At 64.8% G+C, this 25294-nt stretch carries 26 protein-coding genes and 1 pseudogene; 16 read left to right on the forward strand and 11 right to left on the reverse strand.

Annotated elements, in window-relative coordinates:
• The 5 genes from ACLKOZ_RS18465 to ACLKOZ_RS18485 form a co-directional block, all read left to right on the forward strand.
• The coding region (locus tag ACLKOZ_RS18465; protein WP_436477231.1) for an FAD-dependent oxidoreductase at positions 1-869 on the forward strand (869 nt) is incomplete at its 5' end.
• A 38-nt stretch (positions 870-907) separates the two neighbouring features.
• Positions 908-1600, forward strand: a complete 693-nt coding sequence (locus ACLKOZ_RS18470) for a GntR family transcriptional regulator (RefSeq protein ID WP_436477233.1) — start codon at positions 908-910, stop codon at positions 1598-1600.
• 241 nt (positions 1601-1841) lie between these two features.
• A complete protein-coding gene (locus ACLKOZ_RS18475) occupies positions 1842-2057 on the forward strand; it encodes a hypothetical protein (protein WP_337347320.1) in 216 nt (71 codons plus the stop codon).
• A gap of 121 nt (positions 2058-2178) precedes the next feature.
• Positions 2179-4383: an amylo-alpha-1,6-glucosidase gene (locus ACLKOZ_RS18480; protein WP_436477235.1), complete on the forward strand. Its 2205-nt coding sequence runs from the start codon at positions 2179-2181 to the stop codon at positions 4381-4383.
• Between the two features lie 73 nt (positions 4384-4456).
• The gene (locus ACLKOZ_RS18485; protein WP_436477237.1) at positions 4457-5029 is read left to right on the forward strand and encodes a GNAT family N-acetyltransferase; all 573 of its coding nucleotides are present in this window, start codon (positions 4457-4459) and stop codon (positions 5027-5029) included.
• A 255-nt stretch (positions 5030-5284) separates the two neighbouring features.
• Here the strand turns inward: ACLKOZ_RS18485 and ACLKOZ_RS18490 are convergent, their stop codons facing one another.
• Positions 5285-5611 (reverse strand): hypothetical protein, encoded by a 327-nt coding sequence (locus ACLKOZ_RS18490; protein ID WP_436477239.1) that lies wholly within the window; start codon positions 5609-5611, stop codon positions 5285-5287.
• Positions 5612-5860: 249 nt separating this feature from the next.
• Here ACLKOZ_RS18490 and ACLKOZ_RS18495 point away from each other — a divergent pair, with 249 nt between their 5' ends.
• From ACLKOZ_RS18495 to ACLKOZ_RS18510, 4 genes and pseudogenes are all read left to right on the forward strand, one after another.
• Entirely contained in the window at positions 5861-6973 is a 1113-nt protein-coding gene (locus ACLKOZ_RS18495; protein ID WP_436477241.1) for a PP2C family protein-serine/threonine phosphatase, read from the forward strand.
• Positions 6970-8941: pseudogene (locus tag ACLKOZ_RS18500) on the forward strand (glycosyltransferase family 2 protein). The gene ACLKOZ_RS18495 and the pseudogene ACLKOZ_RS18500 overlap by 4 nt, the downstream one beginning before the upstream one ends.
• Positions 8931-9263: an STAS domain-containing protein gene (locus ACLKOZ_RS18505; protein ID WP_111909217.1), complete on the forward strand. Its 333-nt coding sequence runs from the start codon at positions 8931-8933 to the stop codon at positions 9261-9263. The pseudogene ACLKOZ_RS18500 and the gene ACLKOZ_RS18505 overlap by 11 nt, the downstream one beginning before the upstream one ends.
• Entirely contained in the window at positions 9256-9681 is a 426-nt protein-coding gene (locus tag ACLKOZ_RS18510; protein WP_436477244.1) for an ATP-binding protein, read from the forward strand. Before ACLKOZ_RS18505 ends, ACLKOZ_RS18510 begins: the two co-directional genes overlap by 8 nt.
• 23 nt (positions 9682-9704) lie before the next feature.
• On the opposite strand, the gene ACLKOZ_RS18515 is transcribed toward ACLKOZ_RS18510, so the two are convergent.
• Complete coding sequence (locus tag ACLKOZ_RS18515) at positions 9705-10541, reverse strand: hypothetical protein (protein ID WP_436477246.1); 837 nt, start codon at positions 10539-10541, stop codon at positions 9705-9707.
• A gap of 54 nt (positions 10542-10595) precedes the next feature.
• Entirely contained in the window at positions 10596-11273 is a 678-nt protein-coding gene (locus tag ACLKOZ_RS18520) for an ATP-binding protein (RefSeq protein ID WP_436477248.1), read from the reverse strand.
• Between ACLKOZ_RS18520 and uraD the strand changes: the two genes are divergently transcribed.
• The 5 genes from uraD to purM all read left to right on the forward strand — a co-directional run bounded on the left by uraD (position 11182) and on the right by purM (position 15419).
• On the forward strand, positions 11182-11679 hold the full coding sequence (uraD, locus tag ACLKOZ_RS18525) for a 2-oxo-4-hydroxy-4-carboxy-5-ureidoimidazoline decarboxylase (RefSeq protein WP_436477250.1): 498 nt from the start codon (positions 11182-11184) through the stop codon (positions 11677-11679). The two genes, ACLKOZ_RS18520 and uraD, sit on opposite strands and share 92 nt — an antisense overlap.
• Positions 11676-12014, forward strand: a complete 339-nt coding sequence (gene uraH / locus ACLKOZ_RS18530; protein ID WP_436477252.1) for a hydroxyisourate hydrolase — start codon at positions 11676-11678, stop codon at positions 12012-12014. The genes uraD and uraH overlap by 4 nt, the downstream gene beginning before the upstream one ends.
• A 159-nt stretch (positions 12015-12173) precedes the next feature.
• On the forward strand, positions 12174-12488 hold the full coding sequence (locus ACLKOZ_RS18535) for a hypothetical protein (RefSeq protein ID WP_337347329.1): 315 nt from the start codon (positions 12174-12176) through the stop codon (positions 12486-12488).
• Between the two features lie 94 nt (positions 12489-12582).
• On the forward strand, positions 12583-14265 hold the full coding sequence (gene purF, locus ACLKOZ_RS18540) for an amidophosphoribosyltransferase (protein ID WP_376047006.1): 1683 nt from the start codon (positions 12583-12585) through the stop codon (positions 14263-14265).
• A complete protein-coding gene (purM, locus tag ACLKOZ_RS18545) occupies positions 14262-15419 on the forward strand; it encodes a phosphoribosylformylglycinamidine cyclo-ligase (protein WP_436477255.1) in 1158 nt (385 codons plus the stop codon). The genes purF and purM overlap by 4 nt, the downstream gene beginning before the upstream one ends.
• A gap of 68 nt (positions 15420-15487) precedes the next feature.
• Here purM and ACLKOZ_RS18550 read toward each other — a convergent pair whose 3' ends face one another.
• A complete protein-coding gene (locus tag ACLKOZ_RS18550) occupies positions 15488-16267 on the reverse strand; it encodes a VOC family protein (protein ID WP_436477257.1) in 780 nt (259 codons plus the stop codon).
• 290 nt (positions 16268-16557) lie between these two features.
• The gene (locus ACLKOZ_RS18555) at positions 16558-16791 is read right to left on the reverse strand and encodes a DUF3073 domain-containing protein (protein WP_310165386.1); all 234 of its coding nucleotides are present in this window, start codon (positions 16789-16791) and stop codon (positions 16558-16560) included.
• Positions 16792-17065: 274 nt separating this feature from the next.
• Between ACLKOZ_RS18555 and ACLKOZ_RS18560 the strand changes: the two genes are divergently transcribed.
• The gene (locus ACLKOZ_RS18560) at positions 17066-17785 is read left to right on the forward strand and encodes a septum formation family protein (protein WP_436477259.1); all 720 of its coding nucleotides are present in this window, start codon (positions 17066-17068) and stop codon (positions 17783-17785) included.
• A gap of 108 nt (positions 17786-17893) precedes the next feature.
• Here the strand turns inward: ACLKOZ_RS18560 and clpB are convergent, their stop codons facing one another.
• Positions 17894-20551 carry an ATP-dependent chaperone ClpB gene (gene clpB / locus ACLKOZ_RS18565; RefSeq protein ID WP_337352099.1) on the reverse strand — a complete coding sequence of 886 codons (2658 nt, stop codon included), beginning with the start codon at positions 20549-20551 and terminating at the stop codon, positions 17894-17896.
• 233 nt (positions 20552-20784) lie between these two features.
• Here clpB and ACLKOZ_RS18570 point away from each other — a divergent pair, with 233 nt between their 5' ends.
• Positions 20785-21126, forward strand: coding sequence for a YciI family protein (locus tag ACLKOZ_RS18570; protein WP_337347335.1), 342 nt, complete (start codon positions 20785-20787; stop codon positions 21124-21126).
• A gap of 192 nt (positions 21127-21318) precedes the next feature.
• Here ACLKOZ_RS18570 and ACLKOZ_RS18575 read toward each other — a convergent pair whose 3' ends face one another.
• The 5 genes from ACLKOZ_RS18575 to ACLKOZ_RS18595 form a co-directional block, all read right to left on the reverse strand.
• The gene (locus tag ACLKOZ_RS18575) at positions 21319-21999 is read right to left on the reverse strand and encodes a hypothetical protein (RefSeq protein WP_436477262.1); all 681 of its coding nucleotides are present in this window, start codon (positions 21997-21999) and stop codon (positions 21319-21321) included.
• A gap of 92 nt (positions 22000-22091) precedes the next feature.
• Positions 22092-23156: a sulfate/molybdate ABC transporter ATP-binding protein gene (locus ACLKOZ_RS18580; RefSeq protein WP_436477264.1), complete on the reverse strand. Its 1065-nt coding sequence runs from the start codon at positions 23154-23156 to the stop codon at positions 22092-22094.
• Complete coding sequence (locus ACLKOZ_RS18585) at positions 23153-24013, reverse strand: ABC transporter permease (protein ID WP_337347338.1); 861 nt, start codon at positions 24011-24013, stop codon at positions 23153-23155. The genes ACLKOZ_RS18580 and ACLKOZ_RS18585 overlap by 4 nt, the downstream gene beginning before the upstream one ends.
• Before the next feature lie 2 nt (positions 24014-24015).
• Positions 24016-24822: a molybdate ABC transporter substrate-binding protein gene (gene modA / locus ACLKOZ_RS18590; RefSeq protein WP_436477266.1), complete on the reverse strand. Its 807-nt coding sequence runs from the start codon at positions 24820-24822 to the stop codon at positions 24016-24018.
• On the reverse strand, positions 24819-25229 hold the full coding sequence (locus ACLKOZ_RS18595) for a TOBE domain-containing protein (protein WP_436477268.1): 411 nt from the start codon (positions 25227-25229) through the stop codon (positions 24819-24821). The genes modA and ACLKOZ_RS18595 overlap by 4 nt, the downstream gene beginning before the upstream one ends.
• Positions 25230-25294: the final 65 nt, after the last annotated feature.

Raw genomic sequence — 25294 nt, forward strand, 5'->3', positions numbered from 1 at the left:
ACCACCAGGAAATGGCCGAACGCTACCCCCAACACAACCTCCGCCCCGACGACATCGCCGTCTACGACCCCCACGCCGGCGCCCTGCGCACCGACCGCGCCGTCACCGCGGCCATCACCGCAGCCGAAGCCAACGGCGCAACCATCCACACCAACACCCCCATCAACAGCATCACCGAAACCCCCGACGGCGTCATCATCACCTCCGGCAACAAAACCTGGACCTTCGAAAACGTCATCATCGCCTCCGGCGGATGGTCCCAACGCCTCATGCCCAACTACCTGCAAAAGTCCGCAGGGCCGTACCGGATCTATCTCACGTGGTTCGCAGCCAGGGATGCGGCAGAGTTTTCCCCTGAGCGGTTCCCCGTCTTTATCCGGATCTCCGGGGACCGGTCAATGTACGGAACGCCTAGCGTTGATGGTGTCACCGTCAAGGCCACTTTGGACGGTCGGGGAGCGCCAACCCCGGACCCCAACGCCGTGCCCAGGGAACTAAGCGCAGTTGAAATCTCGGAAACCACCGAAACTGTCACCGAGTTCTTCCCCGGACTGTTCCCGAACATCGTCCGCTCGGACGCCTTCCCGGACCTCTTCACCACAGACGGCAACCCCCTCCTCGGCCGGTTCCACGAAGGAAGCAGAATCTACGCCGCCACCGGCTTCTCAGGCGGCGGCTTCAAAAACGCCACCGGCTACGGCGAAATCGCCGCCCACGAAGCCCTCGGCAAGCGCACCTTCGACAGCCTCAACTTCGCGCGACCCCAACGGTACAAGAGCGTTCAACGCGGCCATCCCAGGAAAGGTGACTCCCACATGGCCTCGTCCCCGATGTGGCCGTCAAGAGTAACGAAATCCAATACTGTCTAAGAAAAGCAATCGGCAAAGAGTGAAGTGAGGGAAGAGCAATGGCGGCACCGGAAGGATTGTTTGTACTGGAGGGGAGACCCACAGCGCAGCTGATCGCCGATCAGCTGCGGGAACAGATTGTCCAGGGGATCTTCCGCCCTGGCGAGCAGATCAATGAATCGGTCTTGGCAGGGCAGCTACGCACGTCAAGGGGCCCTGTCCGCGAGGCGTTGCAGCGGCTGTCCCAGGAGGGCATCCTGGTCAGCCATCGCAACCGCGGAGTGTTCGTCCTGGAACTTTCAGACGACGACGTCAGGGAGATCTACACGGTCCGCAAGGCTGTGGAATCAACTGCGGCAGACGCACTGCTGGATGCAGGGCAGGAACAGGTTAAGGACACCTGCCAGGCATTGAAGGCCATCATCAGAGACATGGCGAAGCAGGTTGCCGTGTCGGACTGGCAAGCGATAGCCAGGCTGGATATGCAGTTCCACACTACTTTCGTGGCCGGGGCGGGCAACACGCGTTTGATCCGGATCTACAAGACCCTGGCCGCGGAATCGAGGATGTGTATCCTCAATCTGGCCGTTGCCTACCCCCGGGTTGATGCCTTGGTGCAGGAGCACCAGAACCTCTTGGACCTTCTGGAGGCCGGCGACCGGGAAGAACTCCATAAAGCCATCGAGCGCCACATGCAAAAAGCTGTCGAGGATCTCACCGCCAATCGGGACAAGACGGAGATCACTGCCTAAGAGCCCACGCGTAAGAACTCGCAAAAGAAAAGGCCAGATCCATTGGATCTGGCCTTTCTTTTTTGGTCGGATTCGGCGGGGGAATGAACATCCTGAATCACCCAACTTCCTAGCAATTGTCAACAATCGACGATAGACTGGAAGCCGATGATCCGGAAGTGCTGCCAGGGCTGGCAGCAGGCCTACCCCGACTACACCCACCAGAAACCTCGCACCACATGAATTCGAAAGGCAGAAAGTTATGCGACAAAGCCGTCGTGCAGCTACGTGGACAGCCCTCCAGCGCGGAGACGTCGTTAATCTCAACCGGAACGGCGTCGAGTGCCACCGGGGTTTCGTAGACGATCGAACCGAGGATGGCAGGACCATCTGGGTCATAGACAAGATCGGACACCGTCGAATGTTCCATATCGAGGATGACTACGACCTGATGGTCCCGTCAGCGGGTGCTGCCTAAGTACTCCTCTGCTCTGGAATCCTCGCGCAGGCTGGAGTAGCGTCGTTACGACAAAGCGGCGCCCGGCAGCGGTTGGCTTGATCGTCCCGCAAGCCGGCGGTGATACAACAAAGGGGCCGGCATGGCTGGTTGGAACGCTGACACTGCAGCGGGACCCGTGGGGGCAGGGACGATCACCTTGGTGGAAGGCACATCCTTCTGCATCTCCTCGCCCAACGGGGACATCCACCCCGAATTTCCACACGGCGTCTTCTTCCAGGACACGCGCATTGTGTCCCGCTGGAGCATCACTCTCGATGGCCTGTCGCTCGAACCCCTGGCTGCCGAGACGAAGGAGCCGTACAGGGCCCTGTTCGCGGGCCGGGCAACCCGCCGGGACGGGTATGCGGACAGTCCGGTGATCGTGGAGCGCCTCCGGGAGGTGGGTGCCGGCATCCAGGAACACATCACTGTCCGCAATCATGGAATCGAACCTGTCCAATGTGTTCTGGACGTACGCGCCGAAGCGGACTTTGCGGATCTATTCGAGGTCAAGGAAGCCCGCATCCAGCGGCGTTGGGAGGAGATCCGGGAAGTTGACGGTGACTCGCTGAGCATCAGTGCTACCTGGCAGGACATCCGAAAGGGGCTCCGCGTCCAGGCCCCCGGTGCTGATGTAACTATGGACGCGTTGACATACAGCCTGACCATCGAGCCGCACGGCCAGTGGAGCACTGTCCTTACCGCCGTTCCTACCGGCGCTGACCCAGCCAACCCAGCGCCGCCGTCGTTCATTCACCCTGACGGTGACGGGTTATCCCCGCGCGACCGCCGCAGGCAGGAATGGGTGGCGAAAATTCCAAAACTGCACATGGGCAACCAATCCATAGAACGGACCCTGCGCCGGAGCTATGACGATTTGGGCGCGCTCCGGATCGAGGATCCGAACCATCCTGAGCGGGTGGTGGTGGCCGCCGGCGCTCCCTGGTTCATGACCTTGTTTGGCCGGGATTCCCTGTGGGCATCGGAGATGTCCATGCCGGTGGACCCCTCACTTGCCCTGGGCACCTTGCAGACCCTGGCCGACCGCCAGGGAAAAGTGGTGGATCCGATCAGCGAGGAGGAACCGGGAAAGATCCTGCACGAGGTCAGGCTAGATGTCTCAAGCGGCCTTTCACTCGGCGGGAAGCACATCTACTACGGCAGCGTCGATGCCACCCCGCTGTTTGTGACGATACTTGGAACCGTGAGCCGCTGGGGTTTCGCCCGGGACACCATCGGCGCGCTGCTGCCCCATGCGGACCGGGCACTGGACTGGATCCGCAACTATGGCGACAAGGATGGCGACGGATTCGTTGAATATGAGCGGCTCAACCCCCAAGGCCTCATCAACCAGGGCTGGAAGGACTCCTGGGACGGAATCAACTTCGCAGACGGCCGAATGGCGGAGCCGCCCATTGCGCTGTGCGAGGTGCAGGCTTATGTCTACGACGCCTACATGGCGCGTTCCTGGATAGCATTCGACGCCGGCGACGAGGCTTTGGCAACCCGTCTGGCCGATGACGCCGCCCGGCTGAAGAAGCGGTTCAACGAACAGTTCTGGCTGCCAGAACGCGGTTACTACGCTATCGCCCTGGACGGCAAGAAGAGACCTGTCGATGCGTGCGCGTCCAATATGGGGCATTGCCTCTGGGTCGGCCTCATAGACGAGGACAAAGCGCCGCTTGTGGCCGAACGGCTGTTGTCCCCGGAAATGTTCAGCGGCTGGGGCGTGCGCACTCTGGCCAGCGATATGGGTGCCTACAATCCTGCGAGCTACCACAATGGGTCAGTCTGGCCTCATGACAACGCGGTCATTGTGGCCGGACTCATGCGGTACGGCTTCGTGGCAGAGGCCCAGCGGATTTCCACTGCCCTGTTGGAGGCGGCCGAATATTCGGGCGGGCGTTTGCCGGAACTGTTCTGCGGCTTCAGCCGCGAGCAGTTCGCTGAACCCGTACCTTATCCCACGGCGTGCTCGCCTCAAGCGTGGGCAGCGACAACACCCATCCAGCTCGTGACGAGCCTGATGCGGTACGACACCCATGTTTCGCGTGGCGGATTCTGGCTGGACCCTGCACTCCCGGATTCCTACGGCGACTTGCACATCACCAACGCCCCCATAGGCGGCGGCCGCATCACCATCGACATCATCAATTCCGAACCCTCCGTCCAAGGACTTCCTGAAGGAATGGTTTTCCACCAGGGTCATCGCCCTTGGCTGACTGAACTCGTGGAGGAGGCCGGGCTGCGGCTGAAAGGCGGCCCAGGCAACCAAGACGGCCGGCGTCCGCCAACAGGGCCGTAAACAGTCCTCCAGATGGCAGGTGCCGCCAAGGGCAAACATTCCAATTGCCCGCAGGATCGAGGAAAATGGCGCCATGGCGATCGAGGTGCGCCCGGCAACGAAGTTCGAGGACGTCAAAACGGTGGTTGGCCCCAAGCGGCCGGACGCCAACGTGTGCTGGTGCCTGAGCTACCGTATTCCGTCGAAGCAGAACCTTGAGCTTCACGGCACGGAGCGCGGCGACCTCGTGAAGAAACTGGTGCGGCAGGATCCGCCGCCCGGAGTGTTGGCCTACGACGGCGACGACGTCGTAGGCTGGGCAGCTGTCCACCCACGCTCGGACACCAGCTTCGCCCGGAACCGCCGGATCCCGCACGTAGACGACCTTGAAGTGTGGTCCGTGTGGTGCATCCGGGTCCGGCCCGGGCACCGGGGTGGGGGCATCTCACACCACCTCCTGAAGGGGGCCGTTGACTTTGCCCGCAGCTACGGGGCACCCGCCATCGAGGGGTATCCAGTGGACAACCGCGGCAGCAAAGTGGACCTGACCATGGCCTATGTGGGCACGCGCAAGCTGTTTGAACGGGCAGGGTTTACCAAGGTGGCCGATACGGAGTCAGTACTCAACGGATTCCCGCGCGTGGTGATGCGCCTGGACCTGCGCTGACCGGACACAACTGCGCTGGTCAGTGCTTCTTCCGCCAGTGCTTGGGCCAGTCCTTGTCCACAAGCCACAGCGCCAGGAGAAGCGCGTCCGTGGTGATGAGGAACGCGATGAGGTACGCCCAGCCTGTCATCCAGCTCACGGCAATCTCCTGACCCTGGTTAGCCCCAGCCACTCGATTGACCTCAAGTGTGGCACGGAAAGAGCCAGGATGGAACGGCTGCCGTTGGGCCGGGAAGGGCGTTGCCCCGGGTGCAGCTATGCGGGCCGCAATGCGCCGCTGCCGGCGGCGTGGAAGAGCGCTGCCAGGCGGCCGTGTGCCTTGGTTTCGAGGCTGAGGCGGTGGGTGAGCTTTTCGACCCTCTCGGAGAGTTCGGCGCCCACCGGCAGGCGATCTCCGGGCCAACTGGAGGACTCCTTGGAGTCCGCCAAAGCCTCTGCCAGCGCGTTGGCCGCGGCCCGAACCTTGAGCGAGTGGAAGTACAGGCGCAACAATGCCCGGCTCTTGTCCATCCCCGCGCTCAGGAGTCCCCGGGTCCGTGACGGACGGTCCGCCGGTTCGTCCCCGATGCTGATATTTCCCATGTGGCTTCCCCGCTTTCCGCAAGCCGTCCAACTTCCGGGCCGGATCCGGGAAGCGTCCGGCGGAAGCTACTGCCTGTTTTGAGTGTCCCGGGCATTCCTCAACGTCTGCCTAGGCCAATGCCAAGATTTGCTCAAGATCAGCCGAGCAGGACGTCGCGCGACGGTCCTGACGGAAACATGCACGGATTAACTTGCGGAGTGAGGCACGTGACAACGCCTGACTCGCCTTAATACGGTAGAAGTAGAGCTATGCCTTCCACGCCCGATATTCGCCGCGCCGTTGTAATAGAGGACGATCCGGACATCCGTGGGCTGCTGGTTCGGATCCTGACTAAGCAGGGCTTCGAGGTCTCTGAAGCCGAGTCCGGCCTGCCGGGCGTGGAACTGGTCAGGAACGTCAAACCGGACCTGGTCACCCTGGACTTGAACCTCCCTGATCTGGACGGCCTTGAGGTCTGCAAGCTCCTGCGCGAATTCTCTGACGCCTTCATCGTGATGCTCACCGCCCGGGCCGACGAACTGGACAAACTCACGGGGCTGGACAACGGCGCCGATGACTACATCAGCAAGCCCTTCAGTCCCCGCGAACTCCAGTCCCGGATCAACGCGCTGTTCCGGCGCCGCCTGTCCCCCAGCGCGGACACAGCCGCCCGCAGCGAGCTTGAGCGCGCCACGGAGGTCCAGCAGAGCCTCCTGCCCAAGGAGGACGTCGTGGTGCAGGGCTACGACCTCGCTGGCGTCTTCCGCCCGTCCCGCAGCGTGGGGGGCGACTTCTACGACTGGTACCGGACCCCGGACGGGCTCCACCTGACCTTCGCCGATGCCATGGGCAAGGGCATGGGCGCAGCGCTCATCGCCGCCACGGTCCGCGCGGTGATGCGGTCCATGGGCCACCGGCAGGACCTGGACGGAGCCTTCGCATCGGCCAGCCAGGCCATCGCCACGGACCTTGATTCGTCCAACTCGTTCGTCACCCTGTTCCACGCCCGCCTTGACGCGGCGTCAGGCAACGTCAGCTATGTCGACGCCGGTCATGGGCTCGCGCTGCACGTCACGGCAGGCGGTGGTGTCCACCGGCTTCCCTCCGGAGGTCCGCCCGTGGGTGCATGGGCCGGCAGCGCCTGGCCGCAGTCCTCCCTGGACCTGGCTCCCGGAGACTCACTGGTGGTGGTGAGCGACGGGGTCCTGGACGTTTTTGACTCCGTGGAGGCCTTCACCGGGGCGGTGCTGGCCGCGGCGCATGGGCAGGACTCCGCCCAGTCCGCCAGCGACGCCATCCTCGCCCTCGCCCCCGCGGAGTCCGCCGAGGACGACGTCACGGTGGTGGTGGTGAGGCGCCTGCTGGAAGACTCCGCGGCTTGAGCCGCTTCTGGACGCGCCTGATGGTGGTCCTGACCGTCATCTTCGGCCTGAACTATGTGGCCTGGCGCTGGGCGGCGTCGCTGAACTGGGACGCCTGGTGGATCGCAGTCCCGCTGGTGGCGGCGGAGACGTTCAGCCTGATCGACGTGATGCTGTTCGGCATGACCGTGTGGAAACTGAAGATCCGCAAAGGGGCCCCGGTGCCGCCCAGCGATGCCACGGTTGACGTCTTCATCACCACGTACAACGAAGACCTGGACATGGTCATGACTACCGCCCTGGCGGCCCAGAAGATCCGGCACCCGCACAGCACATGGATCCTTGACGACGGCGCCCGGCCCGGGCTCAAGGCCCTCGCCGAAGAGCATGGCCTGGGCTACGTGACGCGCAGCGAGGACTGGACAGCCAATGTTCCGCGCCACGCCAAGGCCGGCAACCTGAACAACGCCCTGATGGTCACGCACGGCGAATTCCTGCTCATCCTGGATGCCGACCAGATCCCCGAGCCGGACATCCTGGAGAAAACCCTCGGCTACTTCAATAACCGCCGGGTGGCCCTCGTCCAGACCCCGCAATACTTCAGCAACGTCCCCGCGCATGATCCCCTGGGCAGCCAGGCCCCGCTGTTCTACGGCCCCATCCAGCAGGGGAAGGACGGCTGGAACGCGGCCTTCTTCTGCGGCTCCAACGCCATCCTCCGCCGCGAGGCGCTGATGCAGCTGGGCCTGGTGGGCTACGTCAAGGAAACCGAGAAGAGTATCCGCCGCGCGCTCGCAGCATCACGCTCCGCCATCGGCAAGGCCCGGAAATCGGCCGACGTCGGCACTCCCCTGGTGGCCGACGTGCTGGACGAGGTCGCGGCCGCCACCCGGCAAGCGCAGGAGCAGCTGGAAGCGGGTGAACCGCTGAGTGAGATCACGTACCGCGTGCGCCGCCGCGTCGACGCGGCCGTGCAGACACTGGTCCAGGCGGACGTCTCCGCCCTCCAGGCTGACCTCGAAGAGATTGCCGCCATGGAGCTGGCACACGTGGGCGACGCCGGGGTTCCGGTAGTGGCCGATGACGCGGTCCAGCGCATGTCGGCCCGGGACTGGTCTCCCTTGGGCGCATTGGAATCCGTTCAGGCCGTCCTGGACGCCCTGAACGTGGAACGGAACGACGAAGCGCAACCGGTCATGCCCCTGGCCACCATCTCCGTAACCGAGGACATGGCCACAGCCATGCGCATGCACGCCATGGGCTGGGAGAGCGTCTACCACCACGAAATCCTGGCCTACGGCCTGGCGCCCGAGGACCTGAAGACCATGCTCACCCAGCGCCTCAGGTGGGCGCAGGGGACCATCCAGGTCCTGCTCCGTGAAAACCCCCTGGTCCAGAAGGGTCTGAAGATCGGCCAGCGGCTGATGTATTTTGCCACCATGTGGACCTACCTCAGCGGATATGCGGCGGTCATCTACTTCGCCGCCCCCATCATCTACCTGCTGCTGGGCATCCTGCCGGTCACCAGCCTGAGCTGGGACTTCTTCATCCGGTTCATTCCCTTCATGATCGCCAACCAGTTGCTGTTCGCTGTGGCCGGCCGCGGAATCCCCACCTGGCGTGGACAAGCAGTACAGCCTCGCGCTGTTCCCCACCTGGATCAAGGCGTGTTCGACGGCGGCCCGGAACGTCTGGTTCGGCCGTCCCCTGGGATTCGCCGTCACTCCCAAGGCGCGCCAGGCCGGAGGGCCCGGCTGGAGCCTGATCCGGCCGCAAATCATTGTGTCCGTGCTCCTGGCGGTTGCCGCCGTCGTGGGCATTATCCGGCTCGCCAGCGGATTGGCCGAGCCGCTTGGCACGTTGGTGAACGTGGCCTGGGTTATTTTTGACCTGGCGGTCATGAGCGTCCTGGTTCGCGCCGTTTTGTATAAGGGGTACCAACCCGCTGTTGACCTAGAGGCTGGAGAGAGGAAACCCAATGGAGTTTAGTTACGAGGTTAAGGATTCGTACGCGGAGGTCAAGGCAGACGGACGGCTGAATATGGTGTCCGCCCCCAAGCTCCGGGAATTCGTCACCGATGTGATCGCCGGCGGTTCCTCCCGGATCGTGGTGAACCTGGAGAATACGGCATTTATGGACTCCTCCGGCCTCGGCGCCCTGATCGGCTGCCTCAAGGCGGCCCGGCAGGCGGGCGGCGACCTTCGGATCGCAGCCGTGCAGCCGCAGGTGAAGATGGTGCTGGAACTGACCAGCATGGACCGCGTCCTGACCTCATACGCTTCCGCCGAAGAGGCGTTCAGCAATGACTGAGGTCTTGGCCCACCGGAGCTTCCGTGGATTGGCTGATGCCGAGGCCATCGAGTCCGTCCACAACGAGCTGGACGGCCTCTGGGAGGACGCCCCTTTGGTCCAGTCCGTGGACCAGATGACCTTTACCACGGCCGTCATCGAATCGGCGTCCAATATCGTCCAGCACGCTGAGCCGGCCAACGCGGAAAAGCCCGTGGAACTGGGTGTGGACATCAGTGTCCAGCCCACGCTCCTTCGCGCCAGGGTCAGTGCCTTTTATGCGAAGCCGCCTTTCGGCCCGATGGAGCCGGGAACGCCCGACGACGACTCCGAATCCGGGCGCGGGCTGGCCCTCATCCAGGCCCTGGTCACGACTGTGACGTTCGAACGGCAGGACGGCACCAATACGTGGGTCCTCACCAGGACATCCCAGGACTGAAGACGTCGCCGGTTCGGATTCATTTAGCTCTCCAAGGGCTCCGGTGGCGTGAGCCCGCGGAAGGGTTCAAGGCGGGCCTCGAATTCCTGGCGGTTTTCAGCAGGCAGGAGACCGTTCGCCCCGTAGCTCAGTGCCACCGTGTTCAGTTGCCAGGGCGATCCTTCTGGCGGGCGGAGCCTTTCCTCGAAGGTGCCGTCCGTGTCCTTTGAAAGATCCTGGAACCTGAACGAAAGCCACTGCCCGGCCGGCCCCAACGCCGTCCCGTCCACAATGACCTGCTTATCGGGCGTCAGCCCGCCCAGGTTTCGAACGCGGTCTTCTGCGGGCCAGGTTTCGGGGCTTTCGATGGTCGGCGCCCCAAAGCCGTACTTCCGGGTAATCCCTTCCATGAGGCTGAGCACTCGCTGCTTATCAGCCCAGGACTGGGGCACTGACGTGCTCTGGGACTCCGGGCCGTTCACATTCGTGAGCAGTGAATGGCCTCCGAAGTAGTTCTGGGTGGGCCCATGAAACGGGTTGCTGCGGGCTTGGGCATCCGTCATAGCCCATTCGAGCCCGAACTCCTCCGACAGGGCTTCCTTGATCTCGGCAACCATGGCGTTCCCCGCCGCGTAGCCTTCTTCAGGCGTAGGGCCCGCCAGGACCTCCTGCGGATCCACTCCGGCGATACCCGGATAGTCGCGCCAAAAGACTGTCCGTTCAGTACCGTCCGCATCGGTTGCCGTTGTAGTCCGCCCACCTGCCTTGCTGATCATGTGGTGGGCGACGCCGGCAACAGGAATGGCAGCCAGCGCCACCACGATGAGAACCGCACCGAGAATCCACCAGCGGCGATAACCGCCCGACGTGACCTGTGACATGTACCAGTACCCCCATACTGTGGTTGCGCCAGGATCTTCCTGGGCTGGAAATCTCTAGGTGGCGATCAGCATCGAGATAGTGGCGCCGCCACCGGGCGTATCACTGATCAGGAGCTCGCCGCCGTGGGCCGTCGCAATGCGTCGGCATGTGGCCAGGCCGAGTCCTGATCCGGGCCCGTCCCCTGGCCGGTTGAGCCGGACCAGTGGCTCCACTGCGCGTTGCCGGTCCCCGGCGTCGATCCCCCTGCCGTTGTCCGCGACGGACACTATGTTGTCCAACGGACGCTGCGCCTGCGCATCAGCCAGCACCGGCACGTGGCCGGCCTTGGCGGGCATCAGCCCGTATTCCTGCAGGCCAAGTTCCCGTGCGGCGTCCTGATCGGTCAGCATTTGCATAGCCGCCCCGTCCGTATTCTCCTTGGTGTTCTCACAAGCCGTGGCTCTCACGCGATGATACCGGGTGGGCCCCAAGGCTGCTGTAGTCTCTCTTGACACCACGCACACCGTCGACTTCAATATTACGTATGCTGAAATAACAGTTCCATGATGCGGAAGCTTCGTTTTGAAAGCCGCCGGAAAGCCGGTCCTCCGCATAGCCGTCACCATGGATGCCAGCACTTGCAATGAGGAACCAGCCAGCATGAAGCTTGCCGAATTCAACAGCGCGGACACGGCTGTGGCCGCCGACGCCCTGAAACCCTGCATCGACGTCCAGCGCTGGATTGAGGCCATCACCGCGGCACGCCCTTTCAGCTCCCGGGCAACACTCCTGGACTTTGCCGCCCGGGCCGCTGCACCTTTCACCGCTGCCGAGGTTGAAGCCGCCATGGCACACCACCCCCGCATCGGCGAACGGCCAACAGCCAGCACGGCTGAGGCATCCATGTCCCGCTCGGAGCAGTCCGGAGTGGACCCCTCGGACAACGGGACCGCCGCGGCGCTGGCTGCCGGAAACCGCGCCTATGAGGAAAAGTTCGGCAGGGTCTTCCTGATCCGCGCCGCCGGACGGACTGCCCCGGAAATCCTGGCCGCACTCAACACCCGGCTCGGCAATTCGCCGGCCGAGGAAGATGCCATAGTCGCCCAGCAACTGCGCGAAATCGCGCTGCTGCGCCTTGAAGGAGTGATCAGCGAATGAGCGTTTCCCATGTCACCACCCATGTCCTGGACACCGGTGCCGGACGTCCGGCGGCGGGGGTCGCCGTCGTCCTTTCACAGCACGACGGCGGCACTTGGCACGAGCTCGCCGCCTCCGCAACGGATGCGGACGGCCGAGCGAAAGACCTCGGTCCAGAGCAACTGGCACCCGGGCGCTACCGGCTCAACTTCGGCACCGGTGAGTACTATGCCGCCCTCGGCACGGCCACGTTCTTCCCCGAAGTGGACCTCGTCTTCGAGGTAACCGGCGCGGAGCACTACCACGTGCCCCTGCTGCTGAGCCCGTTCGCGTATTCCACCTACCGCGGCAGCTGACCTCTTCTGGCCGGGAGCCTCCGACGCAATTGCGTCACTTTTGGCAGGGCTGGACACCCGGCGCGCTGGAATGGCGGAGGCGGGCGTGCTGATGCGGGCCAAAAGTCACGCATTCCGGTCGTGAACTCCCCCCTTCCGGCCCGCAGTAGGCTTGATGGCATGGCTTTTGAAGAAACCCCCGCTGAACGGCGCGAAATCACCGTCCGCCGGGCACCTAAATATGTGCCCTTCCTCATCCTCGGTGGCCTCGTCGGCGTCGTGGTGGCTGCCGTGATCGCCTACGGGCTTCCCGGCGACGAGAGCTTTGACCGTGGGTCTGTTTTTGGGTTCTTCCTGGTCATGTTCGGCGCCGGCGGGGCGATCCTAGGCGCTGTCACGGCCCTTCTGCTGGACCGGCGGAGCGTCAAACGCCAGCAGCGCGCCATCGTAGAAGCCGTCCCCGACTCGGAACCCGACGACGGCGCAGCGCCGTAGTCGCCAGTGCAGTACAAGCACAGGCACAACCGCGCCGCCAGTCACAAACGCCGCCGCGGAAAAGTCTTACCCCATGTCGTGAGATAATCGACCAGTGGCACGCGGCGATGGAAAACTTTCTCATGATCTTCTCCCTGGCGAAAAAGGCCCTCAGGACGCTTGTGGCGTCTTCGGGGTCTGGGCACCAGGTGAAGAAGTAGCAAAACTCACCTATTACGGGCTGTATGCACTGCAGCACCGCGGTCAGGAGTCGGCTGGTATTGCTACCAGCGACGGCAAGCGGATCAACGTCTATAAGGACATGGGGCTCGTTTCCCAGGTCTTCGACGAAACCACGCTGAACACCCTGACCGGGCACCTGGCAGTGGGACACTGCCGCTACTCCACCACCGGAGCCAGCCACTGGGCCAACGCCCAGCCCACCCTCGGCGCTACCAGCACCGGCACCGTGGCGCTGGCGCACAACGGCAACCTGACCAACACCGCCGAACTCAACACCATGATCCTGGAACGCAACGGCGGCCAGCTCAGCGGCGAAATGAAGCAGGGCAACACTTCCGACACCGCGCTGGTTACGGCGCTGCTGGAAGGCGAAGAGGGCAAGACCCTCGAACAGACCGCCATCGAGCTGCTGCCCAAGATCAAGGGCGGCTTCTGCTTCGTCTTCATGGACGAAGGCACCCTCTACGCCGCCCGCGACACCTACGGCATCCGCCCGCTCGTCCTGGGCCGGCTGGAGCGCGGCTGGGTTGTCGCCTCCGAGCAGTCCGCCCTCGCCACCGTGGGCGCAAGCTTCATCCGCGAGATCGAGCCCGGCGAGTTCATCGCCATCGATGAGGACGGTGTCCGCTCACAGCGCTTCGCCGAGGCCACGCCGGCCGGCTGCGTTTTCGAATACGTCTACCTCGCCCGTCCCGACGCCGCAATCGCCGGCCGCTCCGTCTACGAATCCCGCGTTGAAATGGGCCGTCAGCTGGCTCGCGAGAACACCCAGGAAGCGGACATCGTCATCCCCGTGCCGGAATCGGGAACACCCGCGGCCGTGGGCTATGCCGAAGAATCCGGCATCCCGTTCGCGCACGGCTTCGTCAAGAACTCCTACGTGGGACGCACGTTCATCCAGCCCTCGCAGACACTGCGCCAGCTCGGCATCCGGCTCAAGCTCAACGCGCTGGAATCCGTCATCCGCGGCAAGCGCGTTGTGGTGGTGGACGACTCCATCGTGCGCGGCAACACCCAGCGGGCCATCGTGCGGATGCTCCGGGAAGCGGGCGCCGCGAGCGTCCACATCAAGATCTCCTCCCCGCCCGTGAAATGGCCCTGCTTCTACGGCATCGACTTCGCCTCACGGGCGGAGCTGATCGCCAACGGCGCCACAATCGAGGAAATCACCCAGGCCATCGGGGCCGACTCCCTCGCGTACATCTCCGAAGACGGCATGATCAACGCCACCCGCCAGCCACGCGAACGCCTGTGCACGGCCTGCTTCACGGGCAAGTACCCCATCGAGCTCCCGGGCTCGGACAAGCTGGGCAAGAACCTGCTGGAGCGTACCGACCTCGGCGGCCTCACGCCGTCGCCCTCTGCCCTCCCGGGCGCCACTGCCGCCCTGACTGTTTCCTCCGTCGACGACGCCGAGGATCCGGCCGGGAAAGCCGGCGCCACGGGCTGCGACCCGGGGCCGGACGCCGAGTTCGAAAACCTGCTGACCGAAGCCGACCTTGTGCCAGACGTACACGCCACCACCATCGGCGCTGACAAGAAAGAGTCCGTATGACTTCCGCAACCCCCGCCGCCAACGCTTCAGACAGTGCCGCGGGCATCACCTATGCCTCCGCCGGTGTTGACGTCGAAGCCGGCGACCGCGCCGTCGAACTGATGAAGGGTGCCGTGAAGGCCACCCACAACTCCTCCGTGATCGGCGGTGTCGGCGGCTTCGCCGGGCTGTACGACGTCTCCAGGCTGCTGACCTACAAGCGCCCACTGCTGGCCACGTCCACCGACGGCGTAGGTACCAAGGTTGCCATCGCGCAGGCCATGGACATCCACGACACCATCGGCTTTGACCTGGTGGGCATGGTGGTGGACGACATCGTGGTGGTCGGTGCAGAGCCGCTCTACATGACCGACTACATCGCCTGCGGCAAGGTTGTTCCCGAACGCATCGCCGACATCGTCCGTGGCATCGCCGCAGCTTGCTCCGTGGCCGGCACCGCCCTGGTGGGCGGCGAGACCGCCGAGCACCCCGGCCTGCTGGGCGAACACGAATACGATGTCGCCGGTGCAGCCACCGGTGTTGTCGAAGCCTCTGAACTGCTGGGCCCGGACCGCGTCCGCGCCGGCGACGTGGTGATCGGCATGGCCTCCTCCGGCCTGCACTCCAACGGCTACTCGCTGGTCCGCCGCGTCATCAACCACGCCGGCTGGGCATTGGACCGGCAAGTCTCAGAACTTGGCCGCACCTTGGGTGAGGAACTGCTGGAGCCCACCCGCGTCTACGCCGCCGACTGCCTGGACCTCGCCCGCGCGTTCCCCGTGAACAGCGCACATGCCGTACACGGTTTCAGCCACGTCACCGGCGGAGGCCTCGCCGCCAACCTGGCCCGCGTGCTTCCGCAGGGGCTCGTAGCCACCGTGGACCGCGCCACCTGGGAACTGCCCGCCATCTTCAAGCTGGTTTCCGAGCTGGGCAACGTTCCGCTGGCTGACCTGGAGCGCACCCTGAACCTCGGTGTGGGCATGGTGGCCATCGTGTCCGCCGACGCTGCCGACGCCGCCGTGGCCCGCCTTAACGACCGCGGCCTGCCGTCCTGGATCATGGGCACCGTCACGGCCGACTCGGACTCCATCCTCAAGTCCGGCCCGGACTACGTCCAGGGCGCCAAGGGCGTGGACGGCGGCGCTGTCCGCCTGGTCAACGCCTACGCCTAAGCCCCTCATCGAGTGCTCCCACCGGTCCCTAGCCTCCAAGCTCGGGCCGGTGTGGAGCACTCGGTGCGTTAAACCTCCAGCAGGCTAAATATGCCGCCCTGCGGATCCTTGAGGGTTGCCGTGGCCCCGGGGGCGTCCGGGTCTGAGACGTCGGGTTCGATCAGTACCTCCGCCCCGGCCGCCACTGCCTTTCGTACCGTTTCGGCGACGTCGGTGGCACCGAAGTAGATCTGCCAGCCGGCCTCATCCTCAGCTGCGGCTATCCCGGCCACCTCCGCACCGCCCACCATGAGCGTGGTGTAGGTGCCGCCGTCGTCCTGGGGATACTCGGTGACCTCGTGGCCGAAGAGCTGCTGGAAAAATCCGACGGCGGCCTGCGGCTCGGGCGTGAGCAGTTCCGCCCACGAAAGCGCACCTGGTTCGTTGTAGCGTTCGGCGCCAGTATGCGTCCCGGGTTGCCAGATGCCCGTGGTGCCGCCACCAGGCGGATCAACGAAGACCATCACCCCGGTGTCAGCCACCTGCTCAGGACCAAACTGGACTGCGCCACCCAGGTGTGTCGCTTCTTCCGCTATTGCCTTGGCGTCGTCTGCCGCCAGGTAGATGTTCCACTGCGCGTTGGTGCCCAGGGACTCCTGATGCGGGTTCTGCGGGGCGATGGTGGCCACAAGATCCTTGCCCAGGAAGGCTTTGGCATAGCTCCGGCCATCGGGCGTGGGCAGATCCTCGAAACGCCAGCCGAAAACCGCGGCATAGAAGTCTTTGGCCGCGGCAACATCGCGGGTCTGGACATCCGCCCAGCAGGGCTCACCGTGCCGGTACGTAGGTGAACTGGAGTTTTCGGACATGGAGGTCCTTTCGCGGTGACAGCGGTGGGGTAGGTCCCCCTGGGTCGACACCACCAGTCAACACCAAAAAGCCCGTTGCCTGCACCGGTATCCGGTTCAGGCAACGGGCCCAATAAATGAGGTCAGCACAGAATGGCTGAGGTTAACTCTGTAAATCACGAGACACCACGGGTCCGTCCGGATCCTGGGTGCTGCTCAAGAAGCGCTGTACTGACGGATAGGATGCGGCATCCGATCGTACTGCGCGTCGCGGGATCCGGGCGCCTTGCGGCTACGCCGGCCTGTGACAACTAGCCGATCCGACGGCTGTCTACGTCGTCGTCGTCTTCTTCCAAATCGTCCGCGTACTTATCCACATAAGCCGAATAATCCGGTTCAACCGGTTCATTCGCGAAATGGCTCGTGGCACGACTGCCCGGACCCGTCAGCTCACGCTGAAGTGCCGAATAGTCAGTGTTCGGGGAGTAGTACTTAATATCCCGAGCCTGCTTGGTAGCTTTTGCCTTTTGACGGCCGCGCCCCATGGCGTGACCCCCTTTTGTACTTGGACCGGAGGTGGTCACCTTGGCTATCGGTGAGGCCCCGGAATGTTTGGTCAATTTGTCGTACACCTAGATTACATGCTTTCGGCAGCCCATGCTTGCCAGCAGGCGCCCCCGGACGGCATGTCGGGGACGCCGATCGCGCCGAACAACAGGGTTCCCGGGTTTTTTGTTCGATAGAGTCGCTTCATCAACTGCTGAACACCGGCCACAGACCGGGGTTATCAACCAAGGCAACGCAGGAGGGTGCACTTCAGTGAACCAAAAGGACGGCGCCACAGGACCTGCCGGCGAAGGCGAGGATTTCGCTGCCAGCCGAACGGCGCGCCCGCCCAAACCCGTAGTGCCGCCGCCCACTGCAGGCCTGCCCCAAGTGCCTCCCCCAGTGCCGCCCAACATTCCACTCCCTGACATGCCGCCGGCGCCCCCTCCCCGCCAGCCGCGGCGGATCGCTCCGATCGTCCTGAAGACCGTTTTTGTCCTGGTCCTTGTTGGTGTGGTGGGATCCCTGGTCTGGTTGGCGCTGTGGCTCAGCGAGAACGCACGGAACAGCGCAGATTCGGGCTCAAACGCCGCGGGAGTCATGGAAATTTCGCCTACAGCGCCAGCCAGCCCGCTCCCGCTGCCCCGGGACGGCGTGCCACCGGCGGACTACCAGCTCGGTGACTGCTTCAAGGACTTCGACCCCGAGGCACTGAAGTCGAGCGTGGTGGCTTGCGACACCGGCCACTCGGCACAGCTCGTGGCCATCTACCGCTATCCGTCCGGTGACTTCTATCCGGGTGCCGAAACCCTCAAGGCCAAGGCGCTGGAGGCATGCCAGGCCGCCAAGCTTGCTCCAGCGGCCAACGACTTCACGCTGAATTTCCAGCGGGCCTATCCCAGCACCACCAGCTGGGAATCCGGCGACCGCCGGGTGGACTGCTACGTCACATCGCCCGGCGGGAACGTCATCACTGCCAGCGTGCTCCCCTGACTGCGGGCGTTCCCCTGTTGATCCCAACTAAGTAGCAGCAGATGTCGTTATGAGGGCTCAAAACGACATCTGCTGCTACTTAGTTGGGTAAGGGGAGCGCGGCCGGGTCTACGCCTTCCGCCGGACCACCAGGCCTGTGCCGGCGGGAGCGCCGCCGTCGGACCCGGACAGAGCCTCCAGCCCCTCAATGGTCAGTTCATCGACGTCGGCCGCAGTGTCCACCAGCACGGTGTCGCCATCGGCGATGTCGCCGGAGAGGATGGCCTTGGCCAGGCGGTCGCCGATCTCCCGCTGCACCAGCCGACGCAGCGGCCTGGCGCCATAGGCGGGATCAAAGCCGGACATGGCCAGCCATGCTCGGGCGCCCTCGCTCACCTCAAGGGTGAGCCGGCGCTCATGCAGCCGCCCGCCCAGTTCGGCAACCTGCAGTTCCACGATCCGGGCCAGCTCCTCCACGGACAGGGCGTCGAACAGCACCACTTCGTCCAGCCGGTTCAGGAACTCAGGCTTGAAGGACGCGTTGACGGTGGCCATCACGGCATTCCGCTTCGCCTGCGCGTCCAGGGACTGGTCCACCAGGAACTGGCTGCCCAGGTTCGAGGTCAGCACCAGGATGGCGTTGCGGAAATCCACGGTGCGGCCCTGGCCGTCGGTAAGGCGGCCGTCATCGAGAACCTGCAGCAGGATGTCGAACACTTCCGGGTGGGCCTTCTCCACTTCGTCCAGGAGGATCACCGAGTAAGGGCGACGGCGGACGGCCTCGGTCAGCTGGCCGCCCTCTTCGTAGCCGACGTAGCCCGGAGGCGCGCCCACCAGCCGGGCCACCGAGTGCTTCTCGCCGTATTCGGACATGTCGATCCGCACCATGGCCCGTTCGTCGTCGAACAGGAAGTCAGCCAATGCCTTGGCGAGCTCGGTCTTTCCCACGCCCGTAGGGCCGAGGAAAAGGAACGAGCCAGTGGGCCGGTTGGGGTCGCTGATCCCTGCCCGGGCACGTCGCACGGCGTCCGAAACAGCGGCCACAGCCTTGGACTGGCCGATCAGCCGCCGTCCGAGTTCCTCCTCCATGTGCAGCAGCTTCTGGCTCTCGCCCTGCAGCATGCGTCCGGCGGGAATGCCGGTCCAGGCGGAAATCACCTCGGCGATGTCGTCCGCCGTGACCTGCTCGGCCACCATCTGGGCCGGCTTGTCCGTCACCTCGGCCTCAGCCGCTGCGGCGGCGTTCAGTTCGCGCTCCAGCGCCGGAATCTCGCCGTACAGCACACGTGACGCCGTTTCCAGGTCACCTTCGCGCTGGGCTTTGTCGGCAGTGGACCGGAGTTCGTCCAGCTTCGCCTTCAGGTCACCCACCCGGTTGAGGCCGGCCTTTTCCGCTTCCCACCGGGCGTTGAGCGCATCCAGCGCTTCAGTCTTGTCCGCTTTGTCGGCCCGGATCGCGGCCAGGCGCTCCACCGAGGCGGCGTCCTTCTCGTTCTCGAGGGCCAGTTCCTCCATGGTGAGCCGGTCCACGGCACGCCTCAGCTGGTCAATCTCCTCCGGCGCGGAGTCGATCTCCATTCGCAACCGCGAGGCGGCTTCATCCACCAGGTCGATGGCCTTGTCCGGCAGTTGGCGGCCCGAGATGTAGCGGTTGGACAAGGTGGCGGCGGCGACCAAGGCGGAGTCCGCGATGGTGACCTTGTGGTGCGCCTCGTAACGTTCCTTCAGGCCGCGGAGGATGCCAATGGTGTCCTCTACGCTGGGTTCGCCCACGTACACCTGCTGGAACCGGCGCTCCAGCGCGGGGTCCTTCTCGATGTTCTCGCGGTATTCGTCCAACGTGGTGGCGCCGATCAGCCGGAGTTCGCCCCGGGCCAGCATTGGCTTGAGCATGTTGCCCGCATCCATCGAGGACTCGCCCGTTGCTCCGGCGCCCACGACTGTGTGGATCTCGTCGATGAACGTGACAATTTGCCCCTCGGAGTTTTTGATCTCCTCAAGGACAGCCTTGAGCCGCTCTTCGAATTCACCGCGGTACTTGGCCCCCGCAACCATGGACGCGAGGTCCAGGGCGATCAGGGTTTTGCCGCGCAGGCTTTCGGGGACGTCGCCGGCCACGATCCGCTGCGCCAGGCCTTCAACGACGGCGGTCTTGCCCACGCCGGGCTCGCCGATGATGACGGGGTTGTTCTTGGTACGGCGGCTCAGGACCTGGATGATGCGCCGGATCTCGGTGTCGCGGCCGATTACAGGGTCCAGCTTGCCGGACCGCGCCATCGCAGTAAGGTCCGTGCCGTACTTCTCCAAGGACTGGAAGGTGTTCTCCGGGTCAGGGCTGGTCACTTTTCGGTCTCCGCGGACACCCGGCAGGGCGGCGAGCAGCGCCTCATGGGAGGCCCCGGCGTCGCGCATTAACCGCCCGACGGCGTCACTTCCGGCTGAGAGCCCGAGCAACAGGACTTCGGTGGAGACGAACGTGTCCCCGAGCCTGTCAGCCTCGTTCTTGGCGTTCTGGATGGCCTGCAGGGCGGGGCGGGACAGCTGCGCCTGCTGGGTGGACCCGCCGGACGTTGCCGGCAGCGCTTTGATGGCACTGCTCGCCTGGACGCTGACGGCGTCCGGGTCGGCGCCGGTAGCGCGCAGAAGTGCGACGGCGACGCCCTCCCGCTGATCCATCAGCGCCTTGAGCAGGTGGGCGGGTTCCACCTGCGGATTTCCTGCAGTTGAGGCGTTCATGGCTGCCGCCGAAAGAGCCTCCTGGCTCTTGGTGGTGAATTTGACGTCCAAAGAGAGCTCCTTCCGGGATCTTGCATTTAGCTAAGTTGAGTCTACTACGCTCAACTTTCAGGAATGCCGCTCTGACACGGTTTTTTGCCCACAGCGAACCACGCAGCAACCGACGCCCAGGGTTCCACAAATGGTTACCCCTGCACTGTATCCCCGCAGTGGCGACCGACCCTAGGATCGAGGTTGTGACCGGGGGCCACGGTCCTCCGGCACACCGGAGCGGAGGATTTACCATGAAGAAATTTGCTGTTCTTTACCTCGCACCCCAGTCGGCCCAGGCCCAGATGGCGCAGAGCACACCGGAAGCGGCCCAAGAAGGCATGAAGGCCTGGACGGAATGGGCGGACCGCGCCGGCAGCGGCATCGTGGACATGGGAAGTCCTCTGGGGGAAGGCCGGGAGATCACCGCCACCGGAACTTCGGCACCCAATGGCACAGGCCATATTGGCGGATATGGCATCATCCAGGCCGAAGACCTGGACGGCGCACAGGCCCTCCTGGACGGCCATCCACACCTCATGATGCCTGGGGCCAGCATCCAGGTCTACGAATTCCTTGACCTGCCCGGCATGTAGCGGACCCGGCTTAAACATCCCGGGCGGGTGACTCCCCCAAGGAGCCACCCGCCCGAGGGTCTGCATGCGCCGATCGGCTCAGCTCAGTGGATGGACCGGCCATGGTGTGCGGCGGATCCACAAGAGATATTACTCGCTGCAGTGATCCCTGTCACGCAAAATGACAAAACTAGTCAATGGCTTGCAGGGGAGTTATTGGTAGCCGGCGGCGGGGGTCTGCTCCACGTAATTGATGACCAGGAACTCCCCCGCCGGGACGAGTTCCACATACCACCGGGTGGGCTTATCCCAGTCCTCCCAGTTACCGCCGGCAGGGCCGCCGGCAGCTGGCTTGAAGACGGCGTCGAACTTCAGGAAGGTGCCGTTGTCCGTAGAGCTTGAATCGATCTCCTTCAACAACTCGAAGGTGCCGCGCCGTGCTGCGCCGGGTTCCAGTGCCAATGCTCCCTGCAGGGTTTGGGCGTTCATCCGTCCGACGGTGCTGAAATACTGCTGCCACGCCACGTCGCTGTGGGTGGTAAAGATGGTGGTTGCGTACGCCTCGGTGTTTGCTGCCGCGAGGCTGTCCACGCATTCGCGCGCGACCGTGCCACCCGACCGCCAGGTGGACAATACCTCTGACCCCGCGTTCAGCCACGCCCCATAGGAATTCAGCACGCCTCCGATAGCTTCCTTGGGCGTGCCTTGGGGAATCCGGACCGGCAGGACGTCCTCCCGCCCAAGGAACGGGCAGTTAGCCGGAAGCAGCGAGATTGGGGTGGCCTGCACCGGAACGGGCGGCGGGGGTGAGGGAAAGAGGCTGCACCCTGCCAGTCCCGCCGCGAGCAAAAGCCCGGCGGCCGCCGTCGTAATTTTCCTGCTTCGTTTCTTCAACTGCACTCCCCCATTTGCGGCCGGCAAGGCTGAACCGGCGCTGACCAGCATAGCCAAGTCCGTAGTCCCCGGGTTCAGCCCACGGGATGATCTCAGGCCGGGTAAATGGTGACCGCTGCGGCTTTGACCACGAAATACACCTGCAGGCCGGGGACGAGGCCCAGGTCCGCCGCGGCTTCCGGCGTGACGTCGGCGCTTAACCGCCCGCCGTCACCGGCCCGGACCCTGATCCGATCGCCATACGGCTCAAGGTCGGTCACCGTGACGGCAAAGGAGTTGCGCGGGCTCCCGTGCGCCGCAGTGAGGAAAACGGAAACGGCCGACGGCGGAAAGACCGCCACCCCGGGTTGGCCTGCAGGCAGTTGCCCGGGCAGTTCGTCGTGCTGGCCATAGATCTCCAGGTCGCCAGCCAGTAGCCCATGACCGGCCAGGGTGCCGGATACGAGGTTCAGGCCGGCCAGTCCGGCAGCGAAACGGCTCCTGGGCGACTGCAGGATCTCGCGGGTGGGACCTTGCTCAGCAATCCGGCCGTCCTCGAGGATCATGACCCGGTCCGCCAGCATCAGGGCGTCCAGGACGTCGTGGGTGATGATGATGGCCCGGCGCCCCGCCAATACGCGCTTCAGTAAGCGCCGAAGCAGGGGGGCGGCATGGATGTCCAGCGCGGCCATGGGTTCGTCCAGGAGCAGGAGCCCGGGATCCGTGGCGAGCGCCCGGGCCACGGCAACGCGTTGGGCCTGGCCGCCGGACAGCTGCGCCGGGCGGCGCGACTGCAGTTCGGTGGCCTCGACTTCGGCCAGCCACCGCAGGGCGGACTTCCTGGCGTCACGCCTGGGAACGCCGGCGCTGCGCGGCCCGAAAGCCACATTCTCCAGGACGCTCAGGTGCGGGAAAAGCAGCGGTTCCTGGGCCAGCAAGGCGGTGCCCCGGCGATGCGGGGCGGTCCATTGGCCGCGCCCGCTTTCGAGGCTGAACAGGGTTTTTCCGTCCAGTTCGCCTTCGCCGGAGTCCGGATGCAGCAGGCCGGCGACGATGTTCAGGAGGGTGGATTTGCCCGCACCGTTTGGGCCCATGATGGCTACGGTTTCGCCCGGCAGCACGCTAAGGGAAACGTCGAAACCGCGGGCGGCCACGGTTGCCTGGACCGAAAACGTCACGTAACACCACCGCCGCTGGCGTGGGCCGCCGTCGGGCTTTCCCGGCCTGCCGAGGTACTGTCGCCGGACCGCGGCCTGCGGTAGGCAAGTGCCACCACGGCTGCCGCAACAGCCACCAGCACCAAGGAAAGGGCGACGGCGGCATCGGCGTCCGTCTCGCGCTGCAGGTAGATTTCCAGCGGCAGGGTCCGGGTCACCCCCTGCAGGCTTCCGGCGAACGTGAGCGTAGCGCCGAACTCGCCCAGGCTGCGGGCAAAGGACAGGACCGCCCCTGAGGCGAGGCCCGGCAGGACGAGCGGAATGGTGACGCGGCGCAGCACGGTGGTGGGCCGGGCACCCAGCGTTGCGGCCACTGCTTCGTAGCGGTTTCCGGCTGTGCGCAGGGCACCCTCGAGGCTGACCACGAGGAACGGCAGGGCCACAAAGGTCTGGGCGAGGACCACCGCCGTCGTCGAGAATGCGATCTGGACCCCGGCGACTTCCAGTGTCCTGCCCAGAAGGCCCTGCCGTCCGAAGGTGTACAGGAGCGCGATGCCGCCAACCACCGGCGGGAGGACCAGCGGGAGCAGGACGAAGGAGCGGAGCAGGCCCTGCCCCGGGAAGCGCCCGCGGGCCAAAACCAGCGCCAGCGGCACACCCAGCACCAGGCACAGCGCCGTACTGGCTGCGGACGTCCGCAGGCTCAGGCCGAGGGCAGTCAACGACGATTCCGAGGTGACCAGGGGGATGAACTGCGGCCAGTTGACCTTGGCCACCATTGCGGCGAGCGGCAGCAGGACGAAGAGTCCACCAGCCGCGGCAATAACGTAGATCCAGCGCGGGACGCCGCCGTACCCGCTGCTCCTGGCCTGTCCCATGGCTACGGTGCGCCGAAGCCGGCGGCGCCGAGGGTGCTCCTGCCCTCGGCACCGGCCACCAGGGCGATGAAGGCGCCGGCCAGGTCCTTGCTCCGGCTCGAGCGAACTGTGGCGATGGGGTAGGTATTGACGGCTTCGCTGGCTTCGTCGAACGGGATCCCCTTGGCCTTCCCGCCGGCACCCTTGACGTCGGTGACGTAGACGAGGCCGGCGTCGGCTTCTCCGGACGTGACCTTGCCGAGGACATCCGTCACGGAGGATTCCTCGCTGACCGGGGACAGCGTGACGCCGGCGGCCCGTTCCACCGCGTCCGCAGCCGCCCCGCAGGGGACCTGGGTGGCGCAGACAACCACCTTGACCCCCGGCTTGGCCAGGTCGGTGAAGGACGCGATCGACGCCGGATTGGACGACGGAACGGCAATCTCCAGGACGTTGGTGGCGAAGTTCGTCGCGGTCCCGTCGAGCAGGCCGGCATCGGCCAGTTTGGCCATGTTTTTGGTGTCGGCGGAGGCAAACACATCGGCCGGGGCGCCCTGGGTGATCTGCGTGGCCAGGTCAGAGGACCCGGCGAAGCTCAGCGTGACCTTGGTGCCGGGGTTCTTCGCTTCGAACTCGCGTGCCAGCTGGGTGAATGTGCCCTTCAGCGATGCGGCTGCGAAAACGGTCACAGTCCCGGACAGTTGCCCGGTGCCGGCAGGGGCGTTGCCAGCTGGGGTGTTGCCAGCTGGACCGCACGCGCTGAGGGCTCCGGCCAGGCCAGCGGCAACCATAACCGCCACGAGGCGCCACCTACCGCGGAGGTCGCTCATACAGTCCCCTTTCCCTGCGGGGTTTCGATGATGACGGTGGTGGCCTTGACCACGGCGGTGGCCACGGACCCAAGTTCCAGCCCCAGGTCGCGGACGGCTTCGCTGCTCATCAGTGACACCACCCGGAACGGACCACACTGCAACTCCACCTGCGCCATGACCTTGTCCATGGTGATGCCAGTGACCAGGCCGACGAACCTGTTGCGGGCCGAACTTCCGGTCCGGTGGGGGTCCTCGGGGAGCTGCGCGAGCTTCCGGGCGTGCTGTGCAAGCTGCAGGCCGTCCACAGCCAACCGGCCGGCGTCGTCCTTCACCGGCGACAGGGTGCCGTTCTCCGTCCAGCGGCGGACGGTGTCATCGCTGACGCCGAGGAAACGGGCAGCTTCAGAAACGCGAATCGTGGGCATTTGGCTATTCTAGTCCGCATCTGCGGGATTTTGTGGCCTTCGGTGCCGCTTACTCAAATATGGCA

The sequence above is a fragment of the Arthrobacter sp. R4 genome, from assembly GCF_051365025.1.
Taxonomy (GTDB): Bacteria; Actinomycetota; Actinomycetes; order Actinomycetales; family Micrococcaceae; genus Arthrobacter.